Source organism: bacterium 336/3 (assembly GCA_001281695.1).
In the GTDB taxonomy this organism is placed as follows: Bacteria; Bacteroidota; Bacteroidia; order Cytophagales; family Thermonemataceae; genus Raineya.
Genome location: LJIE01000001.1, coordinates 814,788 through 836,488, shown reverse-complemented (window position 1 = coordinate 836,488; position 21,701 = coordinate 814,788). Strand labels below are relative to the sequence as shown.

Annotated in this window: 20 protein-coding genes; 4 read left to right on the top strand and 16 right to left on the bottom strand. The window is 31.9% G+C overall.

Features of this window, described 5'->3' with window-relative positions:
• Nucleotides 1-4 precede the first annotated feature (4 nt).
• Nucleotides 5-1,210, bottom strand: a complete 1,206-nt coding sequence (locus AD998_03930; protein ID KOY85414.1) for a hypothetical protein — start codon at nt 1,208-1,210, stop codon at nt 5-7.
• Nucleotides 1,211-1,230: 20 nt separating this feature from the next.
• The gene (locus AD998_03925) at nt 1,231-2,076 is read right to left on the bottom strand and encodes a hypothetical protein (GenBank protein ID KOY85413.1); all 846 of its coding nucleotides are present in this window, start codon (nt 2,074-2,076) and stop codon (nt 1,231-1,233) included.
• A gap of 73 nt (nt 2,077-2,149) precedes the next feature.
• Here AD998_03925 and AD998_03920 point away from each other — a divergent pair, with 73 nt between their 5' ends.
• Nucleotides 2,150-3,013, top strand: a complete 864-nt coding sequence (locus AD998_03920; protein ID KOY85412.1) for a hypothetical protein — start codon at nt 2,150-2,152, stop codon at nt 3,011-3,013.
• 24 nt (nt 3,014-3,037) lie between these two features.
• Here AD998_03920 and AD998_03915 read toward each other — a convergent pair whose 3' ends face one another.
• The 5 genes from AD998_03915 to AD998_03895 form a co-directional block, all read right to left on the bottom strand.
• Nucleotides 3,038-3,424 (bottom strand): hypothetical protein, encoded by a 387-nt coding sequence (locus AD998_03915; GenBank protein KOY85411.1) that lies wholly within the window; start codon nt 3,422-3,424, stop codon nt 3,038-3,040.
• A 122-nt stretch (nt 3,425-3,546) separates the two neighbouring features.
• Nucleotides 3,547-4,890 (bottom strand): NADH dehydrogenase, encoded by a 1,344-nt coding sequence (locus AD998_03910; GenBank protein ID KOY85410.1) that lies wholly within the window; start codon nt 4,888-4,890, stop codon nt 3,547-3,549.
• An 87-nt stretch (nt 4,891-4,977) separates the two neighbouring features.
• Nucleotides 4,978-6,321: a hypothetical protein gene (locus tag AD998_03905; protein ID KOY85409.1), complete on the bottom strand. Its 1,344-nt coding sequence runs from the start codon at nt 6,319-6,321 to the stop codon at nt 4,978-4,980.
• An 83-nt stretch (nt 6,322-6,404) separates the two neighbouring features.
• A complete protein-coding gene (locus AD998_03900) occupies nt 6,405-6,989 on the bottom strand; it encodes a hypothetical protein (protein ID KOY85408.1) in 585 nt (194 codons plus the stop codon).
• Nucleotides 6,986-8,161: a hypothetical protein gene (locus AD998_03895; protein ID KOY85407.1), complete on the bottom strand. Its 1,176-nt coding sequence runs from the start codon at nt 8,159-8,161 to the stop codon at nt 6,986-6,988. The genes AD998_03900 and AD998_03895 overlap by 4 nt, the downstream gene beginning before the upstream one ends.
• Between AD998_03895 and AD998_03890 the strand changes: the two genes are divergently transcribed.
• Complete coding sequence (locus AD998_03890; GenBank protein KOY85406.1) at nt 8,160-9,233, top strand: group 1 glycosyl transferase; 1,074 nt, start codon at nt 8,160-8,162, stop codon at nt 9,231-9,233. The two genes, AD998_03895 and AD998_03890, sit on opposite strands and share 2 nt — an antisense overlap.
• On the opposite strand, the gene AD998_03885 is transcribed toward AD998_03890, so the two are convergent.
• The 3 genes from AD998_03885 to AD998_03875 are packed head-to-tail and all read right to left on the bottom strand — an operon-like array spanning nt 9,194 to nt 12,491.
• Nucleotides 9,194-10,504 (bottom strand): hypothetical protein, encoded by a 1,311-nt coding sequence (locus tag AD998_03885; GenBank protein KOY85405.1) that lies wholly within the window; start codon nt 10,502-10,504, stop codon nt 9,194-9,196. The genes AD998_03890 and AD998_03885 overlap by 40 nt on opposite strands.
• 4 nt (nt 10,505-10,508) lie before the next feature.
• Entirely contained in the window at nt 10,509-11,102 is a 594-nt protein-coding gene (locus AD998_03880; protein KOY85404.1) for a phosphoribosyl-ATP pyrophosphatase, read from the bottom strand.
• A 12-nt stretch (nt 11,103-11,114) separates the two neighbouring features.
• Nucleotides 11,115-12,491 carry a histidyl-tRNA synthase gene (locus tag AD998_03875; protein ID KOY85403.1) on the bottom strand — a complete coding sequence of 459 codons (1,377 nt, stop codon included), beginning with the start codon at nt 12,489-12,491 and terminating at the stop codon, nt 11,115-11,117.
• Between the two features lie 255 nt (nt 12,492-12,746).
• Here AD998_03875 and AD998_03870 point away from each other — a divergent pair, with 255 nt between their 5' ends.
• Nucleotides 12,747-14,378 carry an AMP-dependent synthetase gene (locus AD998_03870; protein ID KOY88043.1) on the top strand — a complete coding sequence of 544 codons (1,632 nt, stop codon included), beginning with the start codon at nt 12,747-12,749 and terminating at the stop codon, nt 14,376-14,378.
• 31 nt (nt 14,379-14,409) lie between these two features.
• Here AD998_03870 and AD998_03865 read toward each other — a convergent pair whose 3' ends face one another.
• On the bottom strand, nt 14,410-14,661 hold the full coding sequence (locus AD998_03865; GenBank protein ID KOY85402.1) for a hypothetical protein: 252 nt from the start codon (nt 14,659-14,661) through the stop codon (nt 14,410-14,412).
• A gap of 205 nt (nt 14,662-14,866) precedes the next feature.
• On the opposite strand from AD998_03865, the gene AD998_03860 reads away from it, so the two are divergent.
• Nucleotides 14,867-15,622, top strand: a complete 756-nt coding sequence (locus AD998_03860) for a metal-dependent hydrolase (GenBank protein KOY85401.1) — start codon at nt 14,867-14,869, stop codon at nt 15,620-15,622.
• 50 nt (nt 15,623-15,672) lie between these two features.
• Here the strand turns inward: AD998_03860 and AD998_03855 are convergent, their stop codons facing one another.
• From AD998_03855 to AD998_03835, 5 genes are all read right to left on the bottom strand, one after another.
• Nucleotides 15,673-16,104, bottom strand: a complete 432-nt coding sequence (locus tag AD998_03855) for a hypothetical protein (GenBank protein KOY85400.1) — start codon at nt 16,102-16,104, stop codon at nt 15,673-15,675.
• 33 nt (nt 16,105-16,137) lie between these two features.
• On the bottom strand, nt 16,138-16,983 hold the full coding sequence (locus tag AD998_03850; GenBank protein KOY85399.1) for a hypothetical protein: 846 nt from the start codon (nt 16,981-16,983) through the stop codon (nt 16,138-16,140).
• 32 nt (nt 16,984-17,015) lie between these two features.
• The gene (locus tag AD998_03845) at nt 17,016-17,489 is read right to left on the bottom strand and encodes a hypothetical protein (protein KOY85398.1); all 474 of its coding nucleotides are present in this window, start codon (nt 17,487-17,489) and stop codon (nt 17,016-17,018) included.
• Nucleotides 17,490-17,522: 33 nt separating this feature from the next.
• Complete coding sequence (locus tag AD998_03840) at nt 17,523-18,416, bottom strand: hypothetical protein (protein ID KOY85397.1); 894 nt, start codon at nt 18,414-18,416, stop codon at nt 17,523-17,525.
• A 73-nt stretch (nt 18,417-18,489) separates the two neighbouring features.
• Nucleotides 18,490-21,699 carry an ABC transporter gene (locus tag AD998_03835; protein ID KOY85396.1) on the bottom strand — a complete coding sequence of 1,070 codons (3,210 nt, stop codon included), beginning with the start codon at nt 21,697-21,699 and terminating at the stop codon, nt 18,490-18,492.
• Nucleotides 21,700-21,701 lie beyond the last annotated feature (2 nt).

Genomic DNA, 21,701 nt, shown 5'->3' with positions numbered 1-21,701 from the left:
GAAATTATTTACTTGGATTATTTACTTTACCCATAAACATGACATTTGTTGACTCATTATCTACAATTATGAAAATAAAGGGTCTGTCTATTTTCACCTGTAACCTTGAACCTCCTCTTTCTACCAAAGCAATACTTGTTGCAGCAGCTATTCGTGTTCCTGTTTCATCAAATTCCATTTCACAGATATGCTCAAGAACTTGTACTTGTAAACCAGCTTTTTTTTCTGTAATTCGAGAAAAGTCTGCATTATCATTAAATGCCTCTCTTACTCCCATTTTTATCATTGTTGAAATAGGATCTGCTAGTTTTGTATTTATTTTAAATTTGGGTAATCTTACCAACGCTGATTCAAACTTTAAGTCTGACTTCATATACATGATTTTTTCATTATCAAAACTTTCAGATGTTTTTTTCCAATATTCTTCTATATTTTTCTCCAAGTGTTCCATTTTTTTCTCTTTGAGAGGCATCATAATAATCATTGTAGCTTTATAATCTTTATAAAAAAGTCCTAATGTGATTATAGAGTCTTTATTTCTATAAAGTACATCTTGATTCTCTTGCATAAATGGCACAGATACCTGTGCATCTTGGGTATAGAATATATCATTTTTAGTGTTGCTTGTATTAAAAGTCTTTTCCCATTTTGCATCAAATAAAGCTATATTATTAATCACTACTTTAAATAAAGGATTATAGCTTTGGAGTATTTTTTCTAATATTCCCTTACTATTCTTTTTTCCCCAATCATTAATTTTTTTGTGAGTATTGATATCAGAAAAATCTACTGAGAAAATATTAGATTTATAATATTGCTCTATAATTCTCTGGTAGCTAGGCAAGAAACTATACTTTTTTTGTAACCATAAAGCATTGGCTATATGTAGATTTTCATTTTGATATTTTTGTAATTTATTTAAAAATTCTCCATAAGCCTTATGATGTTTCAAAGAGTCATTTTCCTGAAACCCAAAAACACTTTTTATTTCCTTTTCTGTATTTTTATTACTCCCAGCATAAAGCATAGAGAATGCTGTTGAAAAGCTCAATGGAGAAAAAACTATATTTTTATCATTTTCTTTAATAATATTTTTATACAAACTCAAAGCAAAAGTATTATTGCTTTCTGCTATACGAATGAAAGATGTATCGTTATTTTCTTTATAGAATTGACCATATACCAAATTTACATTAAAAAGCAATGACATCCATAAATACCTTCTTATCATTATTTCTTCTTTTTAGGGATTTTAATAGAAGTTTTCATTTTCTTTTGGTTGGTTACATGAATTTTCTCAAACCATTTCTCATCCATTTCAGGACAATTTTTAACTATAAAGTCTTGTATATACTTCACCTTTTTACTCAAATAAGTATCTTCTTTTATCCATTCTTTGACCTGCTGATAACGATGAGTAGCCATGATATAAGAATAAACTTCTGCTTTATCTTCTTCTAAGGCATATCTTGAGTATGCACTCACAAAACCTGATACAGGATGGTCTTTGGGTGTGTACACACCATCTGTATAGGCATTTGCCCCTTGTGTACTAATATAAGGATACTCAGGAGGATTTAATACCATCCATTTAGGGTCTTTGAAATAGAAATCTCCAAAATAATGCTCTTCAAGCATATGATAAAACTCATGGTGTATTGTTTCCCTAATATATTTCTCTCCTGAACTACCCAAATATTCAATATCTAAATACAATACCTCACCATAAGCATCTGGCATGCCCGCTCTATACTGAGAGCCAACTGCAAGTTTTTTGACAAGAGCAATTGCCTTTAACTTTGATTTTTTTATCCATTCTATTGGGTATTTTTTCCATTCTTCGATTAATAAATTTCCATATCTGTCCAGAGCAAACCCATCTTCTTCTGAAAGTGTTTTCCAAGTACACCATTGTTTGGCATAACTACTTGCCTCAAAATCACCTGTATAGATTTCTATATTATAGCCTTTCCCTAATGTTTTCTTTAATCGTTGGGAGCTTGATTCATAATCTTGGCTTTGTCCTTTGTAACCCATAAAAACCAACAGTAACATAAAAAACAACTTTGCTTTCATACAAATTTTTGTTTAGTTTGAAAATGATATACAAATATAATACATCCTTACGTTCTAAAGAATATATTTTTTTATGAAGAAAATATTTTTTCGCAAGCGAATGCTTTTCATTTATTTTCTAATTGTTTGGGTTGTTTTTGCTCATTCAGGTTGTCTTTCATTTAGAATGTCTGAAAAGAAGCAAAGAGAGCATCTTCAAAATAAAGGACAAAAAGAGATTCAATTCTTTACATCCCAAGTAGAAAAAAGAAATATTCATTATACACAGGTTGGATATGATAAGAAACATGTTCTTATTTTTGTACATGGCTCGCCAGGCTCTTCGAGTGCATGGATAGATTATTTATCTGATAGCACATTGAGCAGTCAGGCTATTTTATGTTCCATTGATAGAGCGGGCTATGGAGATAGTGATTATGGGCGATCGGAAGGTTCTTTGGAAAAACAAGCAAAGCAGATAAAGCCAATTCTTGAAAAATATGGTCAGGACAAAAATATAGTTCTGATAGGTCATTCTTTGGGTGGACCTTTGGTGGCTCGTTTGGCAATGGATTATCCAGATTTTGTGGATGGTTTAATTATTATTGCTGGCTCTTGTTCTCCTGAACTAGAACCTAAAGAATGGTTTAGACCTATTTTGGATTGGATTCCGATTCGTTGGTTGATGCCTCCTTCATTCAAAGTTTCCAACCAAGAAATTATGCCTTTGCGTAAAGAACTTGAAAAAATGCTTCCATTTTGGGAAAAAATTAAATGTCCTGTGCATTTAATTCATGGAGATAAAGATACTTTTGTTCCTGTTGAAAATGTTGATTTTTGCAAAAAGATGCTTCAGAATGCCCCAACAGAAACAACTATTCTAAAAGATAAAGACCATTTTATAGTTTGGAGTAGCTACAAGACCATTCAAAATATTATTTTGAGTTTTTTAAAATAAAAAAGCTCCATAAGGAGCTTTTTGCTATAAACTGTCTGCAACAAATTGCGTGAATTCCAATTTCAAATCGCTGTATATCTTCTTGAAAGTTTGAAGTTTATCTTGCATAATACTATGGTCTTCAAACAAACGATGCTCAATAGCAACGGGGTTTTCTTGAGCAAATTTGGCTAAAGACTGCTCATGAATCTTAACTTCATGATTTAGAATATCTAATTGTTCTTTCTGAATAATAAATTGATTTTGGAAGTGGCTTATTTTTTTACTGATTTCATCACCAGTATTTTTGGAAGCTATTTCATCCAATCTATTTTGATAAATTTTTAACTCATCTGCAAAAAATTTAGCTTCTGATTGCCAAAGTTGATGCTCAAAATGTAAATCGCTGAGGTGTTTTTTCTGACTTTTCATAAATAAGATAATTTTATAAGAACAATAATAAACATCTTTTTTTTAATAATACATGACTTTCATTAGCTAAATCTATGACTTTTATAAAAAATAAAGGAGAACATAACTGTTCTCCTCACATATTAAGCCATTACTAAATTTCCTTGATACACAGCACCTTTTTTGGTAGCTTCTGTGGGATTGGTAACATGCCACTCAAATTCATCTCTGAAGTGACGAACAGCAGCCTGAACAGGCCAAGCAGCAGCTTCACCAAGTGGACAAATTGTTTTTCCTTCAATATTATTAGCAATACCTACAAGCAAATCTATATCACTTATTTTACCTTTACCATACTCAAGATTATGAAGAACTTTTTCTAACCATCCAGTTCCCTCACGACAAGGTGAGCATTGTCCACAAGATTCATGATGATAGAATTTAGCTAGACTCAAAGTATTTTTCACAATACAAACACTTTCATCCATTACAATAAAACCACCCGAACCAAGCATAGTACCCGTTTGGAAACCTCCATCACTTAAGGATTCGTAGGTCATCAAGCGTGATTCTCCTTTTGCTGTTTTTACAATTAAGTTAGCAGGTAAAATCGGTACTGAAGAGCCTCCAGCAATCACTGCCTTTAACTTTTTACCATTCTTGATACCACCACAATATTCATCAGAATAGAGAAACTCCTCAACAGGAACACCTAATTCTATTTCATAAACACCTGGTTTATTAATATGCCCACAAGCTGATATCAGTTTTGTACCTGTACTTTTACCAATTCCGATTTTTGCATATTCATCTCCACCATTATTGATAATCCAAGATGTAGCAGCAATAGTTTCCACATTGTTTACTACTGTAGGACAGCCATATAAACCTTTTACAGCAGGGAAAGGAGGTTTATTTCTTGGATTACCACGCTTTCCTTCTAAACTTTCTAGAAGAGCAGTTTCTTCTCCACAAATATATGCCCCACCACCAGAATGTACATAAAGGTCTAAGCTATAATCCGTTCCTAAAATATTTTTACCTAAAAGACCCGCTCTATACGCTTCTGCAATAGCTTTTTCTAAGATTTTAATAACATAAAGCATTTCTCCTCTTACATAAATATAAGACGTTTTTGCACCCAAAGCATAACTTGCAACTATCATTCCTTCTATCAAGGCATGAGGAATTTTAGCCATCAAATGTCTATCTTTGAACGTACCAGGTTCAGATTCATCAGCATTACAAACCAAGTAACGAGGTACTCCTTCAGGTTTTGCCAAAAAGCCCCATTTCATACCTGCAGGAAAACCTGCCCCACCACGCCCACGCAATCCTGATTTTTTTACTTCTTCAGTTACTTCATCAGGAGTCATGGTTTTAAGAGCTTTTTCAACAGCTCTATATCCTCCCTTTTGACGATACACTTCAAGAGTATCTATATTTTCAACATTAATATGTTCAGTAAGAATTTTAATACCTGCCATGATTATCTAAATTAATATGACTAATGTTCTTTCAGTGCAATATATAATATTTTGTAGGTTAATTTTGTTTTTTTATTCACAAAATATTTATTTCTCTTCTTCCTCCTCATCATCTTTGGGAGCATTCGGGTCAGGAGGAAGGGTTGCATCTTTGATTTTACAAGTAAAACGAGTTGCATTTACTTTTTTTGTAATTTCTACAGATGTAGCTTCGTTTGCCCCAAGTTTAGGAAGTGTTTTTTCTTCTTTTTCAACTACATCACCTGCTCCATTGTAGTACGAAACCAACAAAACTACATTTTGAAGTTCCATATCTTTATTACTATTGAATATCTCTACATTGATTTTATAATCTCCTAACTGATTGCTCACAAATTGACCATCCACAATTACTTTTTTGAAAGCTTGCTCTTTTCTTTCTTTCTCACGTTTTTCTCTGGCTTCTTTTTTGTCTTTCTTAATTTTATCTAAACTATCCTTTTTCTTTTCTTCAGGTGTTTTCTTTTCGTCATCTTGCTTTTCTTCTTCTTCTTTCAATTCTGCTTTTTTAGTATAGTCTACTGTATCTTTAATCACTACTGGTGAATTTCCTTTAAAACTAACTTCTTTAGGCTTTTTATCATTGGATGCCAATAGCCCTTTGATCAGTAAAATAAAAGCAATAGTAGCTACTAAACCTGCTCCTCCAAATACAAAAGGCATATATTTATTTTTCTGAACTGGTTTTTCTTGATGCGAAATCATGAAAAATTCAGATAGCAGATCTGCTTTCATGGATTCACAAGTCTGGTAACGTTTGTAAGAATCTGCATCACAGGCTTTTGCTATTATTTTTTGTAAATTTTGAGGTGGATTTGGAAATAGATAATTCAAGGTTTTTCCTAATGAAAAAATATCACTTCTTGCATCTGTATAGCCTTGTTGCAGATATTCGGGAGAGGCAAAGGCATTTGCATTGGGCTCACTGAATACAGAAAACCCAAAATCAGTAACATAAACCTGATTTTTAGAATTAATAATGATGTTTTGTGGGTCTAAATTCAGATGGTAAATTCCTTTCCGATGGCTGTAAGCCAAAGCATCTAAAATCTGAATAAAAATTTCTTTTCTAATTTGTTCTGTTGGGTTTTTCTGGATGAATTTATCCAATGTAACCCCATCTATATGTTCATAAACAAAAAATATCCCTTGTGAATTTTCTAAGTAATCGTATAATAGCTGAATATGACTATGTTGCAAAGCTGCTCCTTGTGTAGCCAATGTTCTTAATTGTAATTTTTGGGCTTCAGTTTGTAGCAAATGTGTTTTCATTTGCTTGATACGAGCATTTCTATTCAAAGAATGATGCCTACCTGCCCAATTACGAGCAATGGGGCTTTCTGCAATAAGTGATTGTATTTGATACTGATAAAAATTCTTTCCTATTTCCATAAAATGAGTAAAACTACAAGGAAAGCAAAATTATAGAATTAGGTGTGAAAAAAGAAGTAACACCCTGAAAAAGATTTGAATTATTATGTTTTTATCCAACTACTAAGAGCTTCTTGTACCTGAGAGAGCATACTTTGTTTACAACTTAGTGTAGCATGGCAAAATAAATCAAAATTTTGACTGATAATTTTTAAGCCAAGTTTATTGACTACACTCATTACTTCGCTGGTTTCTGGATAGTTATAAGTTATTTGTATTTGGACTGTCAAAACCTTTTCTATTAATTTTGTTTCTTCCAAAGCTAGCAATGTTGATGTTTTATAAGCTTGAATCAATCCACTAACACCCAATTTTGTTCCTCCATAATAACGTACAACTACTACCAAAACATCACTTACTCCTTTTGCTTTAATCTGATTTAAAATAGGTGTACCTGCTGAGTGATTAGGCTCACCATCATCATTAGCTCTCCATTTTTCCTGATTAGCTCCTAAAATATATGCATAACAATGATGAGTCGCATCAAAATATTCTTTCTTTAAAACATTTAAAGCATTTTTAATTTCTTCTTCTGTTTCTATAGGGTAGGCAAATGCTAAAAATTTACTACCTTTTTCTTTATAAACTCCTTCTGTGGGATTTTCTATACTATAATAAATATCTGTCATTGACCTTCTTGATAATCTAACGGCAACAAATCGGCTACTTTTTTGAGAGGCATATATCCTTCATAAATTAAGTCTAAGGCTTCAATTACGTAACCATCTTCTTGCAAAAATACAAAAGGTTTGAAGAACGTAATGATAGAAGTTTGCATTTTTTCAGAATTACCTTTAGGAAAATAATTAATTTGAATATTATCAGAAAAAGTAAGTTTTTTTAGTTTGTTATCGGCATTTGTCACCAAACTATCAGCAGGTTTTAAAGGATTGGAATGTAAAAACTGTATAATGGATGGTATTTTTTGTTGTTTTATCCAATATCTAACACTGTCTTGCTTATTTTCTTTTAAAAACTTTTTTATTTTAGCTCTAATCAAACTATCAGGCAAGCGTTCAGGATTAGGTTTTCTTTCTAACCTTCTCAAAGTAAATCTTTGTTCTTCCCAGTTATTCTGATACATACTACGCATCAGATGTAAAGAAGAACCCAAATAAGTTTGTAGGCGTCTTTTTTTCCATCTTTTTTCTTGACTTTTTGTACCTTTCATCAGTTCAAATAAAGGATAACCCAAAATCACAAAGTACCCCTTGTCAAAATCTACAACAAAACCAGATAGTTTGTATTTGATGATATATCCTAAGTTTTTATTCTCAATTATTAACATATCATCTGCTGAAGCCTTAAAAACTCTTTTCTGAAATTGCAGATTGAGGATTTCAGGATTTTTGATAATACAATTCTTTGCATTTTCTGTTTCTCCCAAAAAATGTAGCTTAAAAATATTATAATTGGTTTGCCAATTAGGGTTTTTATCTTTGACTACAATACCTTCTATTTTATCTACTTTTTCTTTTAAAAGAACAGTTAAAGGTTTATTGCCAAGTGTATCTAATAAGATTGGAATGGCTAAAGTTTCATAGCCAGTCATAGAAAAAATCAAATCTATATTTTTTTGTGGGCTTTTTGGAATTAGAAACTCTCCTTTTTCGTTACTGACCGTACCCACAGAAGTATTAGCTATAAATACATTTGCTCCAACAATAGTCTCTTTAGTATTGGCATCTAATAGTTTTCCTTGTATAGATTGAGCAAAATTTGCGTGAATAACTAACAAAAAAATTAAATTGCAGAAAAAAAACTTCATAAGCATAAAATATTTAGTGGTGAAAAAGCACATGAAAAAAATATTATTTTTATTCCCTTATCCTCATGCAACGGCTGGCTCACAAAGATTTAGATTTGAACAATATTTAGATTTTCTACAAACACAAGGCTTTTATATTGTTCTAAAATCTTTTCTTAGTCAAAAGACATGGAGCATCTTGTATAAAGACAAACATTTTATGCAAAAAGTTGTAGGTATTGTAAACGGATTTTGGAAGCGATTTATTTTACTTTTTTCCGTCTGGAAATACGATTTCATATTTATACATCGAGAGGCTACTCCCATTGGATTGCCTTGGGTGGAATGGTGTATTGCCAAAATATTTAGAAAAAAAGTCATTTTTGATTTTGATGATGCTATTTGGCTACCCAATACATCTGAGCAAAATAAAATAGTGGCAAAAATAAAATTTCATGAAAAAACAGCCTTGATATGCAAGTGGGCTTATAAAATTTCTGCTGGTAATAATTTTTTAGCTGATTATGCAAAAAAATACAATTCAAATGTAATTATCAATCCTACAACCATTGATACTGAAAACTGGCATAACCCTGCTCTAGTTTCATCTAAAAAACATATTAAACCTATTATCGGCTGGACAGGCACACATTCCACTATTCAATATTTGTATTTTTTAATTCCCATTATTGAAAATTTATCTAAAAAATTTGATTTTACTTTTTTGGTTATTTCAGACAAACAACCTGATTTTCAATTGGACAACTTACTCTATATCCCTTGGAATAAGGCTACTGAAATAGCAGATTTGGCTCAGATGGATATAGGTGTGATGCCCTTAGAGGATGATCCATGGGCAAAAGGAAAATGTGGATTCAAAGCACTTCAATATATGTCAATGGAAGTTGTACCTGTTATATCGCCTGTAGGGGTAAATACAGAAATCGTAGAACATGGTAAGAATGGTTTTTTAGCTCAAACAGAGCAAGAATGGCTTGAAACTTTAGAGTTTCTATTAAAAAACAATGCTTTGAGGGCTGATTTAGGTAAAAATGCTCGAAAAACCATCATTGAACGTTATTCAGTTCAAGCAAATCGTGGCAATTTCTTAGGTTTTTTTACATAATACTGAATGGTGTACATCATAGAAATATAGAAAGGAATAAAAGGAATTCGGTAACGGTCTAATGAGCCATAATTTCCACTTCCAACACCTGTGCCAAAAGCCAATACCAATGTAAAACAAAGGCAAAAAGCTAAAAATGGATGATTAATTATGATTGAAAAAAACTTAAATCCTGATTTTAAGAAAGTTTGGATAGTCAGAAAGATAATAAATGAAGCCTGTAAGGCAGCCAACAGCATTACTACATTTCGGGCTTGCCAAATAAATGGTTGAAATAAAGAAACAAAAATAGCAGCAGGAAATTTTGTAACCACACTTGTTATAGTTCCATCATATTCTCCCAAAGAGTAAGATGCATTTCCAGATACTGCATTCCACTCTGTATTTGTTTTGGTAGTTGCCCCTATCTCTTCAAATGAAAATCTTGTGCCTTCTGTTAATTTACTTACAGAGTATAATCCTATTGGTAAGGCTATCAGTAAAACTAAAGGTAACATCAATGCTCTTGCCAAAGCCATTTTCATACTTGATCTGTATTGTAAAAATATCCATACTGCAGCAGAAGGCAAAAAACACATGGCTATATAAATTTTTACAGCTTGCATCAACCACAAGGAAGCTATCAGAATCAATATATTTTTGGTTAAATTTTTTCTTTTAATTACTCCAAAATAAAAACTATGAAAAACCCAACCCAAGGCTCCTATAATTAAGGTATCTTTCATCAAACCCGAACCCCAAAAAAATGCTGATGGCATCATAAAACAAGCAAAAGCATAACGTTTGTAAAGCATTGGATAAATATCTACAAAAGCTTTATACATTGCCCAAAGACCTGAAAAACTAAAGAATGCCAAACAAAAAGAGTTTGCCAAATAAGTGTGATAAGAAATTACTCCCAACAATGTAGAAGCCTTTACAATGATCATGGTACTTCTATCAGGATAAAAATACATGTAATTTGTATAAGCTTGCGTAGCTGGGTTTAGAGTATCCGGTGTATCTGTGAGTATTTGTATGCCAATATCAGGTTTATCTAATAGAACAGACCAGATGATTTGACTATCATGAAAAAAGTTATAGGTATCTCCTCCTTGATAATAAAACTGATATATCAATCCTAGTGCTAAAGCTCCAAACATTCTTAGATGCAGAGCCATAAAATAGTACCTTTTTGTAAGTGGATTGGTTTGTTTTGCTTGCCTTAAGTATGCCCATAAATACAATATGGCTAAAAATACAGGAGCAAGCAAAACATCTTTCAGTTCCATAGACTTATTTTTTATGTCTTTTCTCCAAAACTTCTATCACTTGATTCAATGATATATTTTTAGCTTCTAAAAGCACCAAATAGTGAAATAACAAATCAGCTGCTTCTCCTAAAAACAAATCTTGATTGTTGTCTTTAGCTTCTATTACGAGTTCTATTGCTTCTTCTCCTACTTTTTGAGCTATTTTATTAATCCCTTTTGCAAATAAAGAAGCCGTATAAGAAGTTTCAGGTATTTGGTTTTTACGTTCTTGTATTACTTTGCGTAAATGATTGATAAAAAACAGATTATCCTTGTTTTCTTCTTCAAAACAAGTATCTGCTCCTGTGTGACAAACCACACCTAGAGGCTCTGCCTTGATGAGTATAGTATCTTTGTCACAATCAATTTTTATATCTTTTACTTTCAAAAAATTACCTGAAGTTTCTCCTTTTGTCCAAAGGCGTTGTTTGGTACGACTGTAAAAAGTTACAACTTGTTCCTTTTGTGTTTTTTCAAAAGCTTCTTCATTCATATATCCAAGCATCAATACTTTTTGTGTATTATTATCTTGAATAATAACAGGAATCAGCCCATCTGTGTTTTTATTAAATTGCATTATAAATAATGATTAAATAGCCAATTGATTTATGATTTCTTCAATGTTTAACTTTTGTTGAGTACCTTCTTGCATATTTTTAAGCGTAAATATACCACTACTCATCTCCTCTGAGCCTATCAAAACTACAAAAGGAATTTGTTTTTTGTTTGCATATTTAAGTTGCTTATCCAGTTTGGTACTTTGTGGATAAATCTCAGCTTTGATGCCTATATCTCTTAATCGCTTCAGAATTGGTAAAGAATAGGCTTCAGCTTCATTATCAAAATTACTCAACATTACTTTAGTAGTACTTTGTGTTTGGCTTGGAAACAGATTCTGTTCTTCCATCACATCATAGATTCTATCCAGACCGAAAGAAAAGCCGACACCAGCTACACCTTCCAAACCAAATGTACCTGTAAGATTATCATAACGTCCACCACCACTGATACTCCCAATAGCAGAGTTTTTCACTTTTACTTCAAAAATAGCTCCTGTATAATATGAAAGCCCTCTGGCAAGAGTTATATCTATATCTACTTCAAATTTCAAAGTGCTTGAAAAAGAATTCAAATATTTTAAAACCTTATTTACCTCCTCTATCCCTTGTTTTCCAATATTTGAGTTTTCTAAAAACTTCTCTAAGAAAGCTATTTTTTCTCGATTATCAGTTGGCAGACTGAATATAGGAAGCAGTTTCTCTAAATTTGTTTCTGTAAAACCTCTTTCTTTTAATTCATTTAAGACTTTTTCCTTACCAATTTTATCAAGTTTATCAATAGCCACACACAACTCTGCTTCTTTTCCTTCTGCTCCTACTGTTTCAGCGATTCCTGCCAAAATTTTTCGATTGTTCATCTTGATGGCATAATCTTTAATTTTCAGGCGATTGCCTAAGACTTCATGCATCATCAGGATAATCTCTGCTTCACAAATCAAGGATTCAGTTCCTACTACATCAGCATCACACTGATAAAACTCTCTGTAACGCCCTTTCTGGGGAGCATCACCACGCCAAACAGGTTGTATCTGATAGCGTTTAAACGGAAAAGCTAAATCGTTTTGATTCATCACCACAAAACGAGCAAAAGGTACTGTTAAATCATAGCGTAAGCCTTTCTCAGATATTTTCAAAGCTAAATGTTTTGAACCTTTTTCAATATCAGAGGTTTCTACTTTACTCAAAAAATCTGCTTGATTTAAAATTTTATATAAAAGTTGGTCACCTTCTTCGCCATATTTACCCATCAAAACAGAAAGATTTTCCATTGCAGGTGTTTCGAGTGGCATGAATCCATATTTTTCAAAAACTTCTTTGATATGCCCAATAATAAAATTGCGTTTGAGCATCATAGAAGGTGTATAGTCACGTGTTCCTTTAGGTGTTGTTGGTTTAGCTGGTTTCATGAATTATCTTGTATTTTCTTCAAAATTGTCGCAATATACAGAAAAAATAGCTCAAAAGTTTGATAAAAACTGAAAATATAGTATCTTCAATGTTTCTAATAATTTTAGAACTTTTCTAAGTAAATCATATTATTTTAATTATATTGCTTATTTAAAATCATCACTGCTATGTCTGTTACCCTCAATTCTACCCAAAAACAATACAAAACATTTTCATTTCCTACAAAATTTCCAGAGAAATCTTCTCTCAAAACCTTGATAGAAAAGTTCTATCATTGGGAGAAAACCACTCCTAATAAGGTTTTTCTAAGACAACCTTATGGTAAAACATGGAAAGATTATACTTTTGCAGAAGTTGGTGTACAAGCAAGAAAATTAGCTGCATGGATTCGCCAAAATTTTCCGCCAAGAACTCATATTGGATTGGTTTCCAAAAATCATAGTTTTTGGATGATTAGTGATTTGGCTATTATGATGGCTGATTGTGTTTCTGTACCTTTTTTCCCTACTCTTAATGCAGAACAAATCAATCAGGTATTAACTCATAGTGATTGTCAATTACTTTTAGTGGGTAAATTGGATGATTGGAATGGTATGAAAGGAGGTATCCCCTCTTCTGTAAAAACTTTAGCATTACCAGATAGCCCAGCTAAAGAACTTCCACAATGGGAAACTGTTTTGGAAGATATTACCCCACTCCAAGAAAATACTAAGCCCAATATAGATGATATTTTCACTGTTATTTATACATCTGGAACAACAGGAATGCCGAAAGGAGCCATGCTAACATACTTTGCAACAGCCATGGCTACAGAAGTAAATTTAGAGTTTATGCAACTTAATCATGATGATAATAGGTTTTTTTCGTATTTACCTTTATCTCATATTGCTGAACGTTGTTTTACTGAAATATTTAGTATACAATGTGGAGGGACAGTTTCTTTTGTTGAATCTCTTGATACATTTGCTCAAAATCTGAAAGATACTCAGCCTACACATTTCTTGGCTGTTCCTCGTATTTGGACAAAATTCCAGATGGGTATTCTCTCTAAAATGCCTCAGAAAAAGTTGAATCTATTACTTAGCATCCCTATTATTTCAAGTCTTGTAAAGAAAAAAATAAAAGAAGGTTTGGGTTTATCACAAGGGCGTTTGGTTGTAACAGGTGCTGCTCCTATGCCTGCTTCTATGTTAAGTTGGTTTCATAAACTGGGTGTTAGAATACAAGAGGTATACGGTATGACTGAAAACCATGCAGCGGGAAGTATTATGCGAGAACATAATATGAAAATAGGAACAGTAGGACAATCTTTTCCTGGTGTAGAAGTACGAATAGATCCTGATAATGGAGAAATACAGATGAGATCTCCTTGGATTATGAAAGGCTATTATAAAGACCCTCAAAAAACAAACGAAGTATTAGATCCAGAAGGCTGGTTACATACTGGCGATATGGGAGAGCTTGATAGTCAAGGATTTTTAAAAATCACAGGACGTGTAAAAGATACTTTTAAAACGACCAAAGGAGAGTTTATTGTACCCGCTCCTATTGAATGGGGTTTTGCAACCAGTCATTTTATAGAACAAATTTGTGTAACAGGACGTACCTTAGACCAACCTGTCGCTTTGGTTGTACTTTCAGAGTTAGGATTAAAAGCCTCTAAAGCTGAAGTAAATGCAAACCTTCAAGAAATATGTAAAGAAGTAAATGCTGGACTTGCTAATTATGCTAAAATAGATAAAATTATTGTTACTAAAGATGCTTGGACTGTGGATAATGGCATTTTAACACCTACTCTCAAAATTAAGAGAAATATATTGGAAGACAGATATACTAAACTTCTTGAGAAATCGGCTGGTAGCAAAGAAATAGTTATTTGGGAATAAGATATAAAGCGTAACATATGTTACGCTTTTTTTATAAAACTCCTATAAATTTAGGTGGAGCTCCTTGTACTTGTTCTGTTTTAAGAAAAAACTTTGTAGCAGAAATGTTCAAAATCACAGAAGCAAATCCTCTCCAATATAATTCAGAGAATATTTCTTGAAATTCAAAGAAACCATCATCATAATCATTATAGTTAGAAATTATATAACAAATTTCTGTATTTTTAAAGCCTAATAATTTCTGTATTGATTTTTCATCATCTTGTTCTCTAGGCACTTGCAATAGGTATTACATTTTAAATATATTTTCCCATCCATGATTAAGTTTATTAGTAAAATTATTCCTTTTTAATGGATGTGTAAGTTCCCATAAAGCTCTCTCAGCTTTATATTTTTGTATAAATGTTTTAACGAAAGCTTCTAAAATAGAATTTTTATCCTTTTCCATTTTTAGTTTATATTTGAACTCAATTTATATATAAAAATATATGCTTACAGCTACTTATGAGCTTAACAATCAAAATTATACTTTTGATTTAAAAAAACCTATTGATATTTCTATTCCTATCAGAGAAGGTCAAGATAATCCTAATTGTTATTATGCTAAAAGTCCTATTTTTGAAACCATCCGTTCAGGTAGCTTTGTTGGAAGTGTTGTTTTAGGTGGTAGCTGTAATTATCAGCAAATTACACTTACTCCACATGGTAATGGCACTCATACAGAATGTTATGGGCATATATCAGCAGATGGAGCTACTATTAATCAGCATTTACATGATTTTTTTGCACTTGCTCTTTTAATAACTATAGAACCCAAAGAACAAAAAGGTGATTCTGTTATTTTTTGGGAAGATATAGCTACAAAAATTCCATCAGATTTACCTTTAGAAGCAATTATCATTAGGACTTTACCAAATTTCACAGGTAAAAAAACAAGAAATTATAATGAGACGAATCCTCCTTATTTAGAATACCAAATTGGAAAAGAATTGGCTAAAAGAAATGTAAAGCATCTTTTAGTAGATTTACCTTCTGTGGATAGAGAAGTGGATGGTGGAAAATTACTTATGCATAAGGCTTTTTGGCAATACCCAAACAATATACGTACTGATGCCACTATCACAGAATTAGTTTATGTGGAAGATTATATTTTAGATGACATTTATCTACTTAATTTACAGATTATTAGTTTAGAAGCGGATGCTTGTCCAAGTAAACCTATTTTATACCCTATTAAAAAATAAAACGGAAGAATATAAATCCTTCCGTTTTATATGTACTATAAATACATTGCTTATCTTTTAAATCCTATTACGCTTGAGCCACAGAATTCTCTACCTTCTTTTACTTCATAAGCTAAGTAGTAAATTCCTGTACGAGAACATTTAATTGTAATAGCCGAAAGATATTTTTTATCTCTTTCTACATAACTACTTGCTACTGGTCTTTTTTCAGAGTCTAATAAAGTAACATAAAGTCCTTTATTATCTTTTTGGTTATTAGCCAATGTAACAATGTAATTTGTACCATTACTAAATACATAAGAGTACATAATCTGTTTTTTACTACCATTCAAGAAATCGAGTTTATAACTCTTAAGATACTTGAACCCTAATGGCTTCAAACGATCCGCACACTTATTAGTGAATTCAGTTACGTCACATTGAGCTTGAGCGAATGATGCAATAGTCATCAAGAACACGCTGAGGATAACAATTTTTTTCATCTTCTTTAATTTTTTTCTGATACAATACTTTTTTTAGCTAACAATCTTATTACGAACGTCTTTAAGAGCCTGATTGAGCTTTGTAAAATCTTCTTTGGTCATTTTTACTTCAGAAGGTTTTCCATCTACTGGTGTTACGCTTATATTCTGATAAGCCCCTTCTATTTTCTTTAAATCAGCATAAAGCTCCTCTATATGTTTAGATGAAGATTTATTTGGTTCAATCATTGTAATTAATGAAGTAATTACGGCTTTTTGGTCTGCAATTTTTTCTTTTAACTCTTGTTTATCAGCTTTTTCAGCAACCTGAGCGGCAATATAAATAGATTCTAACCATCCACCTATTACTACTAATGTTACTGTTTCAGACCTTTTTTCATCTTCCAATCCTTGTCTCATTTTTTCTAAACCTTGTAAAGTTACTAGAAGTAATTCATTTAAATCTTTTTTCTCTTGTGTAACTTTTTTAATTGCTTCAAAATCAAAATATTGAGAAACTTTCAAACCTTCTGCCATTTTTTTGGTGGCATCCAAAAAATTAATTGCATCTTGTGTTTTATTATGTAAATTGGCATAACCTAAATCAACACTATAAATACCTATATTCAGAGCCATTTTATGTTCTGCATTATATTTTTCAGTATTTGCAGGTTTGTTCAAAATACTATTATCATATTCAACACCTATACTTTTGATTAAGTCCACCATTTCGATAGGGTCAGGCATTGAATTAATAACATCAAAATTAACTTTAAAATCTTTTTTGTCTGTTACTTTATTTGTATCTACATTTCCTTCTTCTTTAGGCTTTTTTTCACTTGGTTCAGGGCATCCTGTGAGAGATATTATAGTCAATGCAGAAATAACAATTTTTTTCATAATTTAATAAATATAAAGTTTAAGATTAAAAATTATCTTTTAAAGCCTAATACGCTTGCTCCACAATAATCCTTAGGGCTTTCATGAGAAAATTTTAGTTTATAAATCCCTGTACGTTGTACTGTCATTTGTACAGAAGGAAAATACTTTTTAATATCAGTATTATAACTTGATGCTATCATCTTTCCTTCAACATCATATAATGATACTCTTAATTTAGTTGAAGGATCTGAATTTACCATAGAAATGAAGTATGTTATACCTTTACTTAAAGTATATTCATATTCTAGTGGTTTAGACGATTTACCTTCCAACTTATAACTTTTCAGAAACTTGTATCCTAAAGGCTTTAGAGATTCTACACACTTATTCAATTGAGCACCTGTATTACATTCTACAGTTGTGTTAGTTTTTACATTATTGGTAGTTGTTTTTGTATTTTGAGCAACTACTCCATAACTTACTACCAAACTCAAAAGCATTAGAAATATTTTATTACGTTTCATAAACCCTTTCTTAAATTTGAATTAGAAACTTTCTTAATTTACAATTTTGTTTCTGATTGTAGATATTTTTGCAGTAATTTTATCAAGGTTTTCTTGTGTCATTTCTGCTTCTTCTCTATCTCCTTGCTCTACTACCATTGTTTCATTTTTTGTTTCTTGTTTGTCTTCCCCTTTCACAAGAGTAATTTTGATTTCAGCAAACATCTTTTCTAATTCAACCAATTCATCATGTAGAGCTTTCATTTTAGGTGTTGAATCATAATAGTTTAATAATTCTACTAGTTGCTTCAATACTATTTTTTGGTCTGCAATAGTTGTTTCTAAATCTTTATTACGTTTCTTTTTTGCTACATTACATGCTAAGTACATTACTTCTACCCAACCACCTGTGATAATCAAAACAGTCATATCACTTCTATTATTGGATTGCAAGCGATTATTTACTTCTTGTAGGTTTTCTTCTGTTACACGCAAAAGCTCATCTAATTTATCACTACTTTTAGCTAATTCTTTAATTTTTTCGAATTCAAAATACTGACCAATAGAAAGAGCATCTGCCATATCTTTTACTCCTACAAGTAAATTAGTAGCATCTTGTGTTTTTTCATAAATATTTGCATAGCCTAAATCAGTGCTATAAATACCCAAGTTAAGAGCTCTTCGATAATCATTATTATATTTCGATTCGTTATCTATGGAATTCAACAAACCTTGGTCATACTCTACATCCATTTCTTTGATAAGTGAAGAAATAACCATTGGGCTTGGTATTTTGTCAACAAAACTTTTAATTACTTCAGGAGAAATAGCAGCTTTAGAGGATTGTTTTGATGTGCTGTCATCTTTTTTTACATCAGACACATCTGCATCACCTCCACAGGCATATAAAGAAAAACTTAAAATTGCTGTAGCAAGTATTTTTTTCATAACCAATATATTTTTATATAACGACTTAGTGAATTTTTCTTTAGACAAATGTAATAAAATTATAATAATATTTTTACTTTTTCACCTTTGATTTATTTTTCTTTGAGAACAAAGATGTTAGAGAAATATTAAAGCCTTTTTTAAATGTCTCATAGTATAATGTAAAATACAATATAATTGACATTGCCCACATTACTGCAATATTAAAATAGTAAGTGCCAAAACGTATGCCAAATAGATGTTTGCTAGGAGCAAGAAACTGTGTTCTATAGTCTAATGCATTAGCAGGTAATAATGGGTCTTGGAATATTGGGTCTATTTGTTGTAAAAATCCTCCTCTATATTCTAAAACTTTATCTCGAATATTGGCATTTCGAACAAGATCAGAAAGGCTTTCGTTAAAGTATTTATTTTTATAAACATCTAATTTATAACCTTTTACCTGCTGTTCCCTATATTCTTGATTATCATTTTTGAGTTTATTTGCAGCAGTAAATCTATCTCTATAATAATTACTTACAGAATCTAAATATCCTTTGAGCTTTTCTCCTGTTTCTGGAGTATATCGTCCCACTGCCAAATCTGCTGCAATATTGGCATATTGATACAATTTGGGTCTATTTGCTTTGGAATACGCTGTTTGTGCATCTATTAGTTTTTCTCTTCTTACTTCATTTGCCAATAAGTCTAAATTAGACTTTACTATTCTTTTTGCAGAATCAGACTGATTATTGAACAAATTATTTGTCTTGGTAAGCGTATTTCTCATGGCATCTACCCAAAAGTTTCTACGGTAGTCTGCAATACTTTCTTCTTTTTCAAACTCAAAATAAGGCTTTTGATATAAATTGTTTTTGTATTGCTCTACAGCAATGGCTTCAAACCCCCACCGAGATACCATCAAGTCAGCTAATATAGGCACTTGCCCTCTATCACTCACCAACTGATTGAGTTTATCGAAGTTAAATATAACACCACTCAAAATCATTTGAGGGATTAATAACAAAGGTATTGTAATATAGATTGTTACAACAGAGTTGAATGTTGCAGAAATATTTAAACCTAAAATATTGGCAAAACATGATACTGTAAATAATACAAACCAGTACAGCATGTTCATAGATTTTATTTCTAATATTGCATTGCCAATAACCACAAAACTAAGTGTTTGAATTGCAGAAAGGGTAAATAGAATAATCAGCTTTGAAGACAAATAACTATGCCTACTTAAATTCAGGAAAGATTCCCTTCTCTGAATTTTTCTGTCTTTGATAATCTCCTCAGCACTAACAGTAAGACCCATAAACAATGCTACGAGCACACATATTAATATATATGCAGGCATATTGTCATTATAACGATATGTATAACCTCTTGTGAGAGGGTCATTTTCGAAACGAATAATAAAAGCTAATAAAAACGCTAAAAGAGGTGCTTCCAACAAGTTGATAGCCACATATTGTCTATTTCCTGCTTTTGCTAAGAAATCTCTCACTGTAAAAATTACAGTTTGTTTTATCTTATTAGGTAGATCTAAAGCTTTAGGTGGTTTTTCTTTATGTTCTTCAACAGCCCTTACTTTATCACTAAAGTTTTTATTAAATAGTTCATTCCATTGGATAGCTGTTTTCTTACGCTGATTCGTATATTTCCCTTGTTCATCAATGGTACGAGCTTCAATGATGTCAAAAATTTGTTCAGGATTTACGTTACCACAGCTAGGGCATTGTCCTTCATCTGCTTTTAGTTGGTTATCCTGTTTTTTAAAGTACATTACAGCATCCACTGGATTACCGTAGAATGCCTGATAACCACCTGTATCCAAGATAATTAGTTTATTAAACATCTTGAATATATCAGATGATGGCTGATGAATAACCACGAATATTAACTTTCCTTTTGCAGAAAGTTCTTTGAGCAAATCGAGTACATTTTCAGAGTCTTTTGAAGATAATCCAGAAGTAGGTTCATCCAAAAACATTACTGCAGGCTCACGAATAAGCTCCAAAGCAATATTTAATCTTTTTCTCTGACCACCACTAATGGTTTTATTCAAAACATTTCCTACTTTGAGGTGCTTAATATGAGCCAAACCTAAATCTTCAAGGGTTTTCATGACCCTTTCATCTAATTCTTTTTCAGAAAAACTCTTAAAGCAAAGTTTTGTATTATAATATAAGTTTTGATAAACTGTAAGCTCTTCTATAAGAAGATCATCTTGAGCCACATAACCAATTACTCCTTGAGCTTCTCCAGTTTCACCATGTATGTCTATTCCATTTAGTAGAACTTGTCCTTTAGATGGTTTTTCTAATCCTGCTAATACATTTAATAAGGTGGTTTTTCCTGCCCCACTTGCCCCCATAATACCAATGAGGTTTCCTGCTCCTTCTGCAACAGTTACACCACGCAAACCTAAATTACCATTTTTGAACTTATATTCAATTTCAACTGCATTGAACGAAAGTTTTTGTCTTTGTTGCCCTGAAGTGAAGTTTGCAATAATATCACTGAAATAAAAAGCATTACCAGCTTGTGTTCTGATGATACTACCAGAAGTAAACTGATAAATTTTATTAGGCTTCATCAAGAAGTCGTTGAGCTTAATGTTTTCGTTACCTGTATATTTCACGAAATACATATTAGCATCTGGTAATCGGAGAAATATCATTTCTCCATCCAAACGCTCAACCTGAATATGCTTGATGGTATCTGTACGAGGGATGTAAACAGAACTTACAGTCAAGATATTTTCTTGTCCTATCAGTTCTTGAGCAGTCTTGAATACAAAGTCACTAGTAACTTTATAGAGTTTTTTGTCTTTAACAAGATACTCTGCTGAAGTTTCAACAACTTCTAATCGTCTTTTGGTGATACGATTATCGGAGGCTAATAGCTCCAACATTCTTACCAAAATGAGGATTTTTTGACTTAATACTAATTTACTTTCTTTCTCTGGTGCAATTTCTTTTCTGAACAATCCTCCAAGTTTTACAGAAAACTTTTGGAAAGCTCTTTCTTCATCAGTAATTTTTTTTGGAGCACCTTCTTCCTCACCAGGCTGAATTTCTTTTTCGTTTTCTGCAACCCTGATTCCAAAATCAGCCCAAAGTTTTTCGTAATACTCTTTATACTTTGCAATATATCCTGCAATAGCATCTTGAGCGAGTACCTCTTGGAAATACTCTTCCACAAAACTTTGCTCTTTTGGTGATGTGCCTCCATCTTGCAAAGTAGTAATGGCAAAAACTTTGGTTAGAGCATCTAAGACTTCTTCACTCATAG

Excerpts from the sequence above, each read along its gene's own strand:
- AD998_03930 (KOY85414.1), bottom strand. The coding sequence starts at position 1,210 with ATGTCATTGCTTTTTAATGTAAATTTGGTATATGGTCAATTCTATAAA.
- AD998_03925 (KOY85413.1), bottom strand. The coding sequence starts at position 2,076 with ATGAAAGCAAAGTTGTTTTTTATGTTACTGTTGGTTTTTATGGGTTAC.
- AD998_03920 (KOY85412.1), top strand. The coding sequence starts at position 2,150 with ATGAAGAAAATATTTTTTCGCAAGCGAATGCTTTTCATTTATTTTCTA.
- AD998_03915 (KOY85411.1), bottom strand. The coding sequence starts at position 3,424 with ATGAAAAGTCAGAAAAAACACCTCAGCGATTTACATTTTGAGCATCAA.
- AD998_03910 (KOY85410.1), bottom strand. The coding sequence starts at position 4,890 with ATGGCAGGTATTAAAATTCTTACTGAACATATTAATGTTGAAAATATA.
- AD998_03905 (KOY85409.1), bottom strand. The coding sequence starts at position 6,321 with ATGGAAATAGGAAAGAATTTTTATCAGTATCAAATACAATCACTTATT.
- AD998_03900 (KOY85408.1), bottom strand. The coding sequence starts at position 6,989 with ATGACAGATATTTATTATAGTATAGAAAATCCCACAGAAGGAGTTTAT.
- AD998_03890 (KOY85406.1), top strand. The coding sequence starts at position 8,160 with ATGAAAAAAATATTATTTTTATTCCCTTATCCTCATGCAACGGCTGGC.
- AD998_03895 (KOY85407.1), bottom strand. The coding sequence starts at position 8,161 with ATGTGCTTTTTCACCACTAAATATTTTATGCTTATGAAGTTTTTTTTC.
- AD998_03885 (KOY85405.1), bottom strand. The coding sequence starts at position 10,504 with ATGGAACTGAAAGATGTTTTGCTTGCTCCTGTATTTTTAGCCATATTG.
- AD998_03880 (KOY85404.1), bottom strand. The coding sequence starts at position 11,102 with ATGCAATTTAATAAAAACACAGATGGGCTGATTCCTGTTATTATTCAA.
- AD998_03875 (KOY85403.1), bottom strand. The coding sequence starts at position 12,491 with ATGAAACCAGCTAAACCAACAACACCTAAAGGAACACGTGACTATACA.
- AD998_03860 (KOY85401.1), top strand. The coding sequence starts at position 14,867 with ATGCTTACAGCTACTTATGAGCTTAACAATCAAAATTATACTTTTGAT.
- AD998_03855 (KOY85400.1), bottom strand. The coding sequence starts at position 16,104 with ATGAAAAAAATTGTTATCCTCAGCGTGTTCTTGATGACTATTGCATCA.
- AD998_03850 (KOY85399.1), bottom strand. The coding sequence starts at position 16,983 with ATGAAAAAAATTGTTATTTCTGCATTGACTATAATATCTCTCACAGGA.
- AD998_03845 (KOY85398.1), bottom strand. The coding sequence starts at position 17,489 with ATGAAACGTAATAAAATATTTCTAATGCTTTTGAGTTTGGTAGTAAGT.
- AD998_03840 (KOY85397.1), bottom strand. The coding sequence starts at position 18,416 with ATGAAAAAAATACTTGCTACAGCAATTTTAAGTTTTTCTTTATATGCC.
- AD998_03835 (KOY85396.1), bottom strand. The coding sequence starts at position 21,699 with ATGAGTGAAGAAGTCTTAGATGCTCTAACCAAAGTTTTTGCCATTACT.